The sequence below is a fragment of the uncultured Paracoccus sp. genome (assembly GCF_945915435.1).
In the GTDB taxonomy this organism is placed as follows: Bacteria; Pseudomonadota; Alphaproteobacteria; order Rhodobacterales; family Rhodobacteraceae; genus Paracoccus.
This window is the reverse complement of the sequence record NZ_CAMEFG010000008.1, coordinates 40,409-52,785: the sequence shown is the minus strand read 5'-3', so window position 1 is coordinate 52,785 and position 12,377 is coordinate 40,409. Positions and strand designations below refer to the sequence as shown.

Here is a 12,377-nt window from a genome sequence, read left to right as displayed (position 1 = left end):
AGGCTTAGGAAATCATCGTTTTTTGTCCCCCGCGCCGCCGGCCGATCCACCCGACATGGCGGGCAAGGGTCATGCAGGCCATATCGGTCTGGCCCTTTCGCAGCGCAAGGATGATGGCGCGATGGTCATGGTCGGTCTTCGATTCCCATTCCTGCCGCCAGGCTGCAAACAGGAAGCGCGCGCTGGCGGCATGCAGGTCGTCGATCGTCGCCAGCAGCCGCGGCATGTGGCAGGGGGTCAGGATCAGGCGGTGAAAGCGGCGATTCGCGGATTCCCACACCTGCACGTCAGGGGCGGATTCGGCGGCGGCGGTGGCCTCCTCGGCCTCGGCCAGAACGGCGGGGGTCATGTTGGGCGCCGCATGGCGCAGCGCCAGCGATTCCAGCGAGGCGCGCATTTCGGCGACCTCGCGCAGTTCGGCGATGTCGAAGCTGGTGACGCGGACACCACGTCGGGGCAGGCTTTCCGCCAGGCCCTGCGCCTCCAGACGGCGGAAGGCTTCGCGCACGGGGACGTGGCTGGCGCCGAATTCGGTCGCGATGTGGTCCTGCCTCAGCCGCGCACCCGGTGGGATCCGACCCGAGATGATGCGTTCGGCAAGGGTGCGGGCGATGCGGGTGGCAAGGGTTTCACCGGGTGGCTGGGGCATGGATTATAGATAATCCTGCCCCTTGGCCATGTCCACCATCCGATTCAGATGGCAATCCGATCCAGCCACCCGCGAATCGCGTCGAGCGCCTCGGGTTCGTCCAGAAAGGGGATATGCGCGCGATCCGGCACCTCTGCCACGATCATGTCGGGGCGGCGCCTTTGCATCTCGGCCACGGTGGCCCTGGACAGCAGGTCCGAGTTTGCACCCCGGATCACCGCCAGCGGCAGGTTCCTTGCCGCGTCGAACTGCGGCCAGGCATCGGACAGGTCGTCCCGGAACGCCTCGACGAAGGCGTCGCGCAGGGCGGGATCATAGGTGATGACCAGCTTGCCGCCGTCGGGCTGATAATGCTTGCGCGCTTCCTCCAGCCAGCGCGAGGGCGGGACATTGGCAAACCCCTCCATTACCCTGGGCAGCACCTCGGCCAGTTCGGCATGGTTGTTCACCGAGGGATTGCGCCCGATATAGGCGGAAATGCGTCGCAAACCCTCGGTTTCGATCACCGGGCCGACGTCGTTCAGGCACAGCCCTGCCAGCCGATGGTTTGCGCTGGCCGCCAGATGCAACCCGATCAGCCCCCCGCGAGAGGTGCCCAGCAGCGCCGCCCTGGGAATTTCCAAATGGTCCAGCAGGGCCAGCGCATCGGCGGCCTCTTGCTCGACCGTATAGCTGTCCGGGCCGGTCCATTCGGATGCGCCGCGTCCCCGATAATCGGGCCGGATCAACCGCACATCCGGCAGATGCGGCGCGAGATAGTCAAAATCGGCACCCGTGCGCGTCAGCCCCGCCAGCGCCAGGACCGGGATGCCCGCGCCTTCGTCGCGATAGGCCAGCCGCGCCCCGTCCGGTGCCGGGAAATACCGCATCAGAGGTTGTCCGATTGCGGCATGCCCAGCACATGATAGCCGCCATCGACCAGCACGATCTCGCCCGTCGTGCATGCCCCCCAATCCGAGGTCAGCCAGACCGCCGTGCCCCCGATCGCCTCCAGCGTTGCATTGGCGCGCAGGGGGGCGTTCGCCTCGGTATGGCGATAGGTCTTGCGCGCGCCGCCGATCGCGGCGCCCGCCAATGTCTTCATCGGGCCGGGGCTGATCGCATTGACGCGAATCCCCTCGGGTCCCAGGTCGTTGGCCAGGTAGCGCACACTGGATTCCAGCGCCGCCTTTGCCACCCCCATCACGTTGTAATAGGGCGTCACGCGGTTGGATCCGGCATAGGTCAGCGTGATGATCGAGCCGCCATTCGTCATCAGGGGCCGCGCCCGCCGGGCCACGTCGATCAGCGAATAGCACGAAATCGTCAAGGAAGTCTTAAAATTCTCGCGCGTCGTGTCGATAAACCGGCCCGTCAATTCGGATTTGTCGGAAAAGGCGATGGCGTGGATCAGGATATCCAGGCCGCCCCATTCCTGTTCAAGCCGGGAAAAGCCGCGATCCAGCGATTCGTCGTCCTGAACGTCCATGTCCAGAAGCAGGTCCGACCCCAGCGAGCGGGCCAGCGGCTCGACCCGCTTGCCGAAAGCCTCACCCTGGTAGGAAAAAGCCAGTTCGGCCCCCTGTGCCGCCAGCGCCGACGCGATGCCCCACGCGATCGAGCGGTCGTTCGCGACCCCCATCACCAAGCCGCGTTTCCCCTTCAGCAATTCGCTCATGCCTTAACCTTTTCTTAAATCAATCGCGATAGACCGACAGGGCCAGCGTTGCGTTGGTGCCGCCGAAACCGAAACTGTTGGAAAGGACCGAATCGAAATCCACATCGTCGATGCGTTGCAGCGCGATTTCCTGCGGGCGGATCCGGGGGTCCAGTTCGGTGATATTCGCCGATGCCGCGATGAAACGGTTCTGCATCATCAGCAGGGAATAGATCGCCTCATGCACACCCGTTGCGCCCAGGGAATGGCCGGTCAGGGACTTGGTCGAGCCGATGACAGGCACCGCATCTTCGCCGAAGACGCGGCGGGCGGCCTCGACTTCGCCCACGTCACCGACGGGGGTCGAGGTGCCATGCGCGTTGATATAGCTGATCTTGCGCCCTTCGGGCAGGGTGGAAAGGGCAAGGCGCATCGAACGCTCGCCGCCCTCGCCCGACGGGGCCACCATGTCGTAGCCGTCGCTGGTCGCGCCGTAGCCCGTCACCTCGGCATAGATCTTCGCGCCGCGGGCCAATGCGTGGGACAGTTCCTCCAGCACCAGCACGCCGCCGCCGCCCGCGATCACGAATCCGTCGCGCGTCGTGTCATAGGGGCGAGAGGCGGTTTCGGGCGTGTCGTTGTATTTCGACGACATCGCGCCCATCGCGTCGAAAAGGCAGGACAGCGTCCAGTCCAGTTCCTCGCCGCCGCCGGCGAAGACGATGTCCTGCTTGCCCATCTGGATCAGTTCGACCCCGTTGCCGATGCAATGGGCGCTGGTCGAGCAGGCCGAGGTGATCGAATAGTTCACGCCCTTGATCTTGAAGGGCGTCGCCAGGCAGGCCGAATTGGTCGAGGACATGCAGCGCGTCACCATGAACGGTCCCATCCGCTTGGGCGCGCCCTTTTCCTTGACGATGCGATGGGCCTCGTAAAGATTCGCGGTGGAGGGTCCGCCGGACCCCATGATCAGGCCCGAGCGGGGGTTCGAGACGTCGCCTTCCTCCAGCCCGGCATCCTCGATGGCCTGCTGCATGGCGATAAAGTTATAGGCCGCGCCCATGCCCATGAAGCGCAGGTTGCGCTTGTCGACATGGTCCTCGACCGCGATCTGCGGCATCCCGTGGACCTGGCTGCGAAAGCCCAGTTCGGCATATTCCGGGGCGGATGTGATGCCCGAGCGGCCTTCGCGCAGGCTGGCGGTCACCTCGGCCGCATTGTTGCCGATGGGCGAGACGATACCCAGCCCGGTAATGACGACGCGGCGCATGGCGTCCTCCTTCTTTATCTGGGTTCAACTGGCCGAGAGGGCCACTTTCATATCCTTGACTTCATAGATGGTTTCCCCGTCGGCCTCGACCCGGCCGTTGGCGACGCCCATCGTCAGGCGGCGGGTCTGCACGGCCTTGGTGAAATCGACGAAATAGCGCAGCATGTTGCGGTCGGGGCGGACCATGCCGGTCAGCTTGACCTCGCCCACGCCCAAGGCGTAGCCGCGACCCTGCCAGCCGCGCCAGCCCAGGTTGAAGCCGGTCAACTGCCACAGCCCGTCAAGGCCCAGGCAGCCCGGCATGATCGGGTTGCCGGGGAAATGGCAGGCGAAGAACCACAGATCGGGGTTGATGTCGAATTCGGCAACGACATGGCCCTTGCCGAAGGCGCCCCGGTCCTCGGAAATATCGGTGATGCGGTCCATCATCAGCATGGGCGGTTCGGGCAGTTGGGCATTGCCCGGTCCGAACAGTTCGCCCCTTGCGCAGGCCAGAAGGTCATTCTTGTCGAAACTGGTCTGCTTTGCTGTCATATGCTGCTCTGCCTATCGCCTTTTCGGGGGCTTGTCGCCCGATGGGTTTCAGTTGCTGGTCTATCATTCACCGTGCCGCGCGTGCAAGCATGCAGAAGGGCGCGACAATTCGTCCCGGCGTGGCGGTTTACGCGGATTTCAGAACCACTGGCCCGGCTCCATCAACCCCAGGTCCATCAACTGCTGCGAATTCCAGCGGAAGGGATGCGAGTTCCGCCAGTTGAAATCCGCGATCTGCTGGCGCGAGCCGGGATTGCTGGCCAGCGCCTTCGCAACCCGGAACGAGGTGATCGCCGCCGTCAGGTTGTGATGCCAGGGGCAGGAATAGGTGTTGTATTCCTCGATATTGAAGCGGTGGTCGGGCAGGATCCGCAGCCCTTGTGCCGTGCGGAAGATGGCGATCCGGTCGATCCGGCGGCGATCGGGCGGCAGGTGTTCCTCGAACCGCCAGCGCAAGCCGCCGAAGAAATCCAGCTGCCGCTCGTGCATGCCGCCCTGCCGGTCGCGGCGGCCAAGCGCGTAATAACCGTTACGGTCGAACATTGCCTCGGACAGGCTGACCGCATCGGGAAAGCGTTTCAGGTCAGGGGCATAGAGGTCGATGACATAGGTCAGCATCGCCCGCCGCCGTTCCTCGGCGTGAAAGGCCAGCATCTCGCCGATGCTGCGCGATTCCGAAAAGGGGAAGAACAGGAATTCCGCGTTATAGCAGTAATAAAGCCAGGTGCCGGGCGGAACCGCGTCGATGACGGCGTTCACGACCGGAACATGGGCACCGGGCCGCCGCGCGTCGAAGCGCAGGCTGGTGACGCGGGTGTCGCCTTCCGGGATCGCCCCTTCCGGCAACGGTTCGCGCGACAGGGCCAGGATGCTCTTGAAGCCCGTGCGCAAATGGTGGGCCAGCGTGGCACCGACGGCGGTGTCGTCCTCGATCAGGATGATCGCGACGGGGCCTTTCGCATCGCTCAGGCCACCTTTGCGGATATGGTCCTCGAATGCAGCGAAGGCAGTCATTGCAGGGCTTCGCGCAGATCTTCCAGCGCGGCGTCCCGTGGTGCCGGACCTTCCGAGGCGGTGCTGACCAGTTCTTGCAAGTCTGCCTTTTGCGATGCCGGTAGGTCGGATTCGTCGATCAGGGCGGACAGGCGTTCCGCATCGAAACCCTCGGGTGTCAAAAGCGACTGGATTTCAGCCGCGCGCTGCGCCGCGTCCCCGGCACGGGTGGTGGCATCGGCGGCGTCCAGTGCGGCTTCCCCTGCCTGTTGCACGGCAGGTTCGGGGTCGGTCGCGATGGCCTGGGCCGCGGTGGCGCTGGCTGCGGCCTCGGCCGCGCGCGAGGCGGCTTCGATGGCTTCCTCGGCGGCCCTTTCGGCTTCGGCCGCGGCCTCGCTGGCGGGGGCGATGGCGCTGGCGCTTGCGGCGACATCCGCGGCGATCGCGGCAGCGTCGGCGGCGGCATCCGCCGCGGCATCGGCGGCCTGGGTCTCGGGCGTGGCCGGGACGGCATCGGGGGCGGTATCGGGGTTGGCGGGGACAGGTTCCGGCATCGGCTCGGCCACGGGCGTATCGCCGCCCGTAAGCCGCGCCAGGTCGCCGCCTGTCCAGAACCAGGCCCCCATCAGCGCGAGGGCGAGGAAGGCGATCAGGATGACGGCTTTGGACATGGGCGGCTCTGCCTCCGGTGCGATTTGTCTGTTTCGCGTTCTCTATGCCACGGTCCCGCGCCGCGTGGAAGGGTGCGAGGGGCGGCATTTTTGGCGCGCGGATGGGGGCGGGGCGTGTGGAATCAGTTGAAAGATGGCGCGCGCAAGACTATCTAATCCCGGCCAATACCGACAATCGAAGGAAGACAACCATAGCCCGCAGACCGCACAACGCCCCGCCCGTCCGTGATACCGGACCGCGCGTCAACGAAAGGATCCGTGTCGCAGAAATCAGGCTGATCGGCGCCGAAGGTGAAAACATCGGGGTCGTCACCCCCGCCAAGGGGCTTGAACTGGCGCAGGCCGCCGGTCTCGACCTGGTCGAGATTTCGCCGAATGCGACGCCTCCGGTCTGCAAGATCATGGACCTGGGCAAGTTCAAATACGAACAGCAAAAGCGTGAAGCCGAAGCGCGCAAGAAACAGAAGACCATCGACATCAAAGAGGTCAAGTTTCGCCCCGGCACCGACACCCACGACTATGACGTCAAGATGCGCAACGTGCTGAAGTTCCTGACGGCGGGCGACAAGGTCAAGGTCACCTTGCGCTTCCGTGGACGCGAGATGGCCCACCAGCAACTGGGGGCCGAACTGCTGCGCCGCGTCGCCTCGGACGTCGATGAGATCGGCAAGGTCGAATCCATGCCCAAGATGGAAGGGCGGCAGATGATCATGATGATCGCCCCGCGCTAGGCGGCGCCCACCCGCAGGAGGCCTGCCTTGCAGATCGAGATCAAAGTGCTGGACGGCAGGCTTCACCAATGGGGCCTGCCCGACTATCAAAGCCCCGGCGCCGCCGCCATCGACATGATCGCCTGCCTCGATGATCCGGTCGAGGTTCTGCCGCAGGCGCCTGCGCTGCTGGTTCCTTCCGGCATTGCCTTGTTCTGCAAGGAAAATGCCGTGGCCGGGCTGATTCTGCCACGCTCGGGGCTGGGTCACAAGAAGGGGCTGGTCATGGGCAATTCGGTCGGGTTGATCGATTCCGACTATACCGGGCAGATCTTCGTCAGTGTCTGGAACCGCAACCCGCCCGGCGCCGAGCCGGTCACGATCCGGCCGGGTGAGCGGATCGCGCAGATGATGTTCGTCCCCGTGCTGCACCCGCAATTCTCGGTCGTGGACGAATTTTCGGGCCAGACGCAGCGGGCCGCAGGGGGGTTCGGCTCGACCGGGGGTTAACCTGCCCGCAAAGCCCGCGCTGGGGCGCTTTCGCATGGACGGGACCGGGGGATGAGCGTTTTTCTTGCAATCGTCGCGATCTGGCTGGGGCTTGGGCTGGCATCTGTCCGTCCGGCCATCCGTCTTGCGATTCCGGCGGGCTTGTGGGCGGGCGTGTTGCTGGTCCAGCGCTTTGCCCCGCAATCGGCGCTGGCCGAACTGGCCGGGGATCGGCGGGTGTGGCTTGCGGGCGGGGTGTTTGCCCTGATGCTGGCGGCTTATGCGTGGGGGTTGCGCCGCCTGCGCGACGCGGCGGCGAAAGAGGATGGCGCGCCCGGCACGCTCGGCGCCGCCGCAAGCCCGGCATCAGACCCCGCGATGCTGTCGGATGCCGAACTGGACCGCTATGCGCGCCATATCGTGCTGCGAGAGCTTGGCGGACCGGGGCAGCAACGCCTGCGCCGGGCGTCTGTGCTGGTCGTCGGTGCGGGGGCGCTTGGTTCGCCCGTGGCGCTTTATCTGGCAGCGGCGGGGGTGGGGCGAATCACCCTTGCCGACGACGATCACGTGTCGCTGTCCAACCTTCAGCGGCAGGTGATCTTTGACGATGCCGATACGGGTCGTCCCAAGGTTCAGGCGGCTACCGCGCGCTTGCATGCGCTGAACCCCCATGTCCAGGTCACGCCGCTGCCGCGACGTATCACGGCAGGGGACGCTGATTTCGTTAAGGAATTCGACCTTGTTCTGGACGGAACCGACAGTTTCGATTCGCGCGCGCGGATCAATGCCGCCTGCGTCGCAGCGGGGGTGCCGCTGGTCGCAGGCTCGATCGCGCAATGGGAGGGGCAGCTTACCGTCTGGGACCCTGCGCGCGGCGCGCCCTGCATGGCCTGCCTTTTCCCGCAGCCGCCTGCGCCCGGCCTTGCTCCGTCCTGCGCCGAGGCGGGCGTGGTCGGTGCGCTGCCCGGCGTCATCGGCTCCATGATGGCGCTGGAGGCGATCAAGCTGATCGCGGGTGCCGGGCTTGACGCGCGCGGAAGGATGCTGATCTTCGACGGGCTATGGGGCGAGACGCGCAGCATCAAGATCCATCGCAACGCCGATTGCCCCATCTGCGGGGCGGGAAAAGGGGCACCATGAACGCTGAAACCGCAAATCCCGAACTGACCCGGTGGAGCGGCCCGCTGGGCCTGCCGCGTTTCGATGCGATCGCCGACGGCGATTTCGCTGCCGGTTTCGACCAGTGCCTGGCCCGGGCGCAGGCCGCCGTCGAGGCGATCGCCGCCAACCCCGCCCCGCCCGATTTCGAGAACACCCTTGCCGCGCTTGAACTGGCCGAAGAGCCGCTCAATCGCCTTTGCGCCGTCTTTTATACCCTTGCGGCGGTGGATGCGAACCCGCTGCGGCAGGATCTGCAACGCGAATTCGCGCCCCGGCTGGCGGCGCATGGCAGCCGGACCGGCATGGACCCCCGGCTTTACGCCCGCGTGCAGGGGGTCGCCGAAAAGGCCGATGCCTTGCCGCCCGAGGATCGCCGCCTTGTCGAAAACACCCTGCGCGGGTTGCGCCGTGCCGGTGCGGCGCTGGAGGGTGAGGCGCGCGACAGGATGGCCGCCATCCGCGAAAGGCTGGCCGTCCTGACGACGCAATTTGCCCAGAACGTGCTGAAGGATGAACGCGATTTCGTCCTGCCCGTCGGGGACCAGGACCTTGTGGGCCTGCCCGACTGGCTGGTCCGCGCCATGCGCGCCGCCGCGCGCGAACGTGGGATGCAGGGGCAGGTGGTGACGCTGAACCGCTCGCTCATCGTGCCGTTTCTGGAATATGCGCCGGATCGCGCGCTGCGCGAGGCCGCCTTTCGCGGCTGGATTGCGCGTGGCTCGGGGCAGGGGGCACATGGCGCGGACAGCGACAACCGCCCGCTGGTCGCCGAAATCCTGGCGCTGCGCCACGAACGCGCGCAACTGCTGGGATACGCGGATTTCGCAGGTTTCAAGCTGGAACCCGAGATGGCCCGCAACGCCGAAAACGTCCGGTCACTGCTGATGCAGGTCTGGCGCCCCGCCAAGGCCCGCGCGCAATCCGATGCCGCCCGGCTGACCCGGATGCTGCGCGAGGACGGCGAAACCGGCGCGCTGCAACCCTGGGACTGGCGCCATTACGCGGGCCGGTTGCGTCGCGCCGAACATCGCATTGATGATGCCGAGATCAAGCCCTACCTGTCGCTGGACGCCATGATCGGCGCGGTCTTCGACACCGCCAACCGCCTGTTCGGGCTGGAGTTCCAGCCGCTGGACGCCGCGCTTTGGTCGCCCGATGTCCGCGCCTGGCGGGTGACGCGGGATGGTCGCCTCATGGCGGTCTTCGTGGGGGATTACTTCGCGCGCCCGTCCAAGCGTTCGGGCGCGTGGTGTTCGGCGCTGCAATATCAGCACCGGATCGGCGCGGGCCAGCGCGCCATCGTGGTGAACGTGTGCAATTTCACCCCGCCCGAGCAGCCCGGCGCGCCCGCATGGCTGTCGTGGGACGATGCGCATACGCTGTTTCACGAATTCGGCCATGCGCTGCACCATATCCTGTCGGATGTGAAATGGCCCTCGATGTCGGGCACCGCGGTGGCGCGCGATTTCGTCGAGCTGCCCAGCCAGCTTTACGAACATTGGCTGGAACAGCCGCAGGTGCTGGACCGCCACGCCCGCCATGTCGAAACCGGCCAGCCGCTGCCCGTCGATCTGCGCGACCGCATCATCGCGGCGGGCAATGCCGACCAGGGCTTCGCCACCGTCGAATACCTGGCCAGCGCGCTGGTTGACCTGGACCTGCACAGCGGTCCGCCGCCCGCCGATCCGATGGTGCGGCAGGCCGAGGTCCTGGCCAGACTCGGTGCGCCTTCCGCCATTCCCATGCGCCACGCGGTGCCCCATTTCGCCCATGTGTTTTCCGGGGACGGCTATGCGGCGGGCTATTACAGCTATATGTGGTCCGAGGTGATGGACGCCGACGCCTTCGCCGCCTTCACCGAAAAGCAGGATGCCTTCGATCCCGAAACCGCCGCGCGGCTTGAGGAATGGATACTCTCGAAAGGCGATTCCCTGCCTGCCGACGTGCTTTGGCAAAAATTTCGGGAACGAAAACCGGGGGTTCGGGCTTTGTTGAAAGGACGCGGACTGGATACCGCGTAATCCCGACAACCCGGAGAACGCCATGAAAGCCCTCAAGATCGCCACCCCGCTTTGTGCCATCGCCGCGCTGGCGGCCCTTGCCGCATGCGAAACGACACCGCCCGCCACGCCCGAGCCGACCCCCGGTCCCTCGGCCGCATCGAACGCGCTGAACGGCACCTACAACCTGCGCGCCAGTTCCTGCGGCACGACGGGCAGCGACACCGGCCTGGTCATCGACGGCAGCCGCTTCACCTTCCCGGAAACGACCTGCACGGTCGCAGGGTCCGAACAGCAGGTCAGCAGCACCCGCGTCACCCTGGCCTGCCAAGGCAGCCCCGCCGCCGGCAACCGCATCGTGGACCTGCAAATCCGCGACAACCTGCTGCGGCTGACCGAAGACAGCATGACGCTGAACTATCACCTCTGCGACCGGGCCGAGGCCTCCAGCGACACCCGCCCGGCGCTTTGAACCGCCGCGTGGACCGCGCGGGAACCTCAGTCGCGGGTTTCGTCGCGGTCCACGCCCCAGATTTCGGTCTTGCGCACCCAGCCCTTTTCGCCCCCGCCCGAGACGCGGCACCATTCGGACCCGCATTCGTGCAGGCGGACGATCGCCCCGGTTTCAGCCCGCGCCACGACCGAGGACTGTTCGTCCGCGCGCGCATGAAGCTGCGTCATGTCGTTGCGGATGATGGCGGTGCGCACCCCCGACAGCAGCGAATAATGCACCCACCCCCCGGCACCGTCCTGATCCTCGACCCGGCGCCAATGGCCGAACTCGGTCACGACGCGCAGGGGCATGCCTGCGTGGCGAAAGACCCAGTCGATCCGATGCGACAGGCTGGGACCGCGCCGGGCATTGCCCTCGCCCCCCTTCAGGCTGACATAGCGCGGCAGCGGCAGGTTCGTCACCGGCCCGCGATTGGGGTCGCGCTGCGCGTTCTGGTGGCGGCTGATCATCGCATCCGCCGAGACGGCGCCTTCCTCGATCAACTCGACCGCCTCTTCGGCGGTGCTGGCCGTGCCCTGTTCCTGCGCCGCCGCCTGCTGGCCCGCCGCCATCCATGCGGCCACCGCGAAAGCCGCAAGCTGCGGCGCCTGTATCAGGTTGATTTTCATGTCATGCTCTGTCCGGGTCTTGTTTCCGCCCCTCTTCGGCGTCACCTTGCCAAAACCCGCCCCGCTTTGGAAGAGCATCAGACCCCATGACCGCATCCCAGCCGTTCACTTCATCGCGTCTGCGTGTCGCCGTGACCCGCCGCCTGCCCGAATCGGTCGAGCGGGACCTGACCCGAACCTTCGACACCCGCCTGCGCGAAGATGACGGCAAGCTCGACCCCGACGCCCTGCTGGCCCTGATGCGCAACAGCGACGTGCTGGTGCCGACGATCACCGACCCGATCGACGCGGGGATGCTGGAACGCGCGGGCGACCGGCTGCGCCTGATCGCGAATTACGGCGCGGGGGTCGATCACATCGACATCCAGGCGGCGCGGCACCGGGGGATCGCGGTCACCAACACCCCCGACGTGGTGACCGAGGATACCGCCGACATGACCCTTGCCCTGATCCTCGCCGTCATCCGCCGCATCCCCGAGGGCCTGGCCGAGATGCAGTCGGGCAACTGGAAGGGCTGGGCGCCCACGCTCTACCTCGGCGGGCGGGTGGGGGGGCGCAAGCTGGGCATTCTCGGCATGGGCCGCATCGGGCAGGCGGTCGCAAGGCGGGCAAGGGCCTTCGGCATGCAGATCCACTACCACAACCGCCGCCGCCTCGATCCGCGCGTCGAAACGGCGCTGGACGCGACTTGGTGGGAAAGCCTGGACCAGATGCTGGCGCGGGTGGATATCGTCAGCGTGAACGCCCCGCATACGCCCTCGACCTATCACCTGCTCAACGCGCGGCGGCTCAAGCTGCTCAGGCCGGATGCCATCGTGGTCAACACCTCGCGCGGCGAGGTGATCGACGAAAACGCCCTGACCCGGATGCTGCGCGCGGACCAGCTTGCGGGTGCCGGTCTCGACGTCTTCGAACATGGCCACGACATCAACCCCCGCCTGCGCCGCCTGCCCAATGTCGTGCTACTGCCCCATATGGGTTCCGCCACGGTCGAGGGGCGGATCGAGATGGGTAACAGGGTGCTGGCCAATATCCGGGCCTTCGCACAGGGCGAACCGCTGCCCGACCTTGTCGAGCCGGGCGCCTTCTAGACCGGCCTTGCCGCCTCGGGCGCGGCACCGGCTTTCTTCATCACCCAAATA

14 protein-coding genes are annotated in these 12,377 nt (G+C 66.3%); 6 read left to right on the top strand and 8 right to left on the bottom strand.

The features are described from left to right. Positions 1-4 precede the first annotated feature (4 nt). The 7 genes from Q0O97_RS04490 to Q0O97_RS04460 all read right to left on the bottom strand — a co-directional run bounded on the left by Q0O97_RS04490 (position 5) and on the right by Q0O97_RS04460 (position 5,753). Positions 5-649 (bottom strand): GntR family transcriptional regulator, encoded by a 645-nt coding sequence (locus Q0O97_RS04490; protein WP_294925489.1) that lies wholly within the window; start codon positions 647-649, stop codon positions 5-7. 44 nt (positions 650-693) lie between these two features. Further along, positions 694-1,521 carry an alpha/beta hydrolase gene (locus tag Q0O97_RS04485; RefSeq protein ID WP_294925612.1) on the bottom strand — a complete coding sequence of 276 codons (828 nt, stop codon included), beginning with the start codon at positions 1,519-1,521 and terminating at the stop codon, positions 694-696. Then, positions 1,518-2,306 (bottom strand): enoyl-ACP reductase, encoded by a 789-nt coding sequence (locus tag Q0O97_RS04480; protein WP_294925486.1) that lies wholly within the window; start codon positions 2,304-2,306, stop codon positions 1,518-1,520. Before Q0O97_RS04480 ends, Q0O97_RS04485 begins: the two co-directional genes overlap by 4 nt. A gap of 19 nt (positions 2,307-2,325) precedes the next feature. After that, positions 2,326-3,555: a beta-ketoacyl-ACP synthase I gene (fabB, locus tag Q0O97_RS04475; RefSeq protein ID WP_294925484.1), complete on the bottom strand. Its 1,230-nt coding sequence runs from the start codon at positions 3,553-3,555 to the stop codon at positions 2,326-2,328. 24 nt (positions 3,556-3,579) lie between these two features. Further along, entirely contained in the window at positions 3,580-4,089 is a 510-nt protein-coding gene (gene fabA, locus Q0O97_RS04470) for a bifunctional 3-hydroxydecanoyl-ACP dehydratase/trans-2-decenoyl-ACP isomerase (RefSeq protein ID WP_294925481.1), read from the bottom strand. Between the two features lie 138 nt (positions 4,090-4,227). After that, on the bottom strand, positions 4,228-5,103 hold the full coding sequence (locus tag Q0O97_RS04465) for a glycosyltransferase family 2 protein (RefSeq protein WP_294925479.1): 876 nt from the start codon (positions 5,101-5,103) through the stop codon (positions 4,228-4,230). Then, positions 5,100-5,753: a hypothetical protein gene (locus Q0O97_RS04460; RefSeq protein WP_294925476.1), complete on the bottom strand. Its 654-nt coding sequence runs from the start codon at positions 5,751-5,753 to the stop codon at positions 5,100-5,102. Before Q0O97_RS04460 ends, Q0O97_RS04465 begins: the two co-directional genes overlap by 4 nt. Positions 5,754-5,944: 191 nt before the next feature. Between Q0O97_RS04460 and infC the strand changes: the two genes are divergently transcribed. From infC to Q0O97_RS04435, 5 genes are read left to right on the top strand one after another with little or no spacing between them, the layout of a single operon-like run. After that, complete coding sequence (gene infC / locus Q0O97_RS04455) at positions 5,945-6,484, top strand: translation initiation factor IF-3 (RefSeq protein WP_294925609.1); 540 nt, start codon at positions 5,945-5,947, stop codon at positions 6,482-6,484. Between the two features lie 27 nt (positions 6,485-6,511). Beyond that, a complete protein-coding gene (gene dut / locus Q0O97_RS04450; RefSeq protein WP_294925473.1) occupies positions 6,512-6,973 on the top strand; it encodes a dUTP diphosphatase in 462 nt (153 codons plus the stop codon). Positions 6,974-7,024: 51 nt separating this feature from the next. Next, on the top strand, positions 7,025-8,092 hold the full coding sequence (locus Q0O97_RS04445) for a HesA/MoeB/ThiF family protein (protein ID WP_294925470.1): 1,068 nt from the start codon (positions 7,025-7,027) through the stop codon (positions 8,090-8,092). Next, the gene (locus tag Q0O97_RS04440) at positions 8,089-10,134 is read left to right on the top strand and encodes a M3 family metallopeptidase (protein ID WP_294925467.1); all 2,046 of its coding nucleotides are present in this window, start codon (positions 8,089-8,091) and stop codon (positions 10,132-10,134) included. The genes Q0O97_RS04445 and Q0O97_RS04440 overlap by 4 nt, the downstream gene beginning before the upstream one ends. A 22-nt stretch (positions 10,135-10,156) precedes the next feature. Beyond that, complete coding sequence (locus tag Q0O97_RS04435) at positions 10,157-10,585, top strand: hypothetical protein (RefSeq protein WP_294925465.1); 429 nt, start codon at positions 10,157-10,159, stop codon at positions 10,583-10,585. Between the two features lie 26 nt (positions 10,586-10,611). Here Q0O97_RS04435 and Q0O97_RS04430 read toward each other — a convergent pair whose 3' ends face one another. Further along, positions 10,612-11,076, bottom strand: a complete 465-nt coding sequence (locus tag Q0O97_RS04430; protein WP_294925606.1) for an SH3 domain-containing protein — start codon at positions 11,074-11,076, stop codon at positions 10,612-10,614. A 245-nt stretch (positions 11,077-11,321) separates the two neighbouring features. Here Q0O97_RS04430 and Q0O97_RS04425 point away from each other — a divergent pair, with 245 nt between their 5' ends. Beyond that, positions 11,322-12,326, top strand: coding sequence for a D-glycerate dehydrogenase (locus Q0O97_RS04425; protein WP_294925462.1), 1,005 nt, complete (start codon positions 11,322-11,324; stop codon positions 12,324-12,326). Positions 12,327-12,377 lie beyond the last annotated feature (51 nt).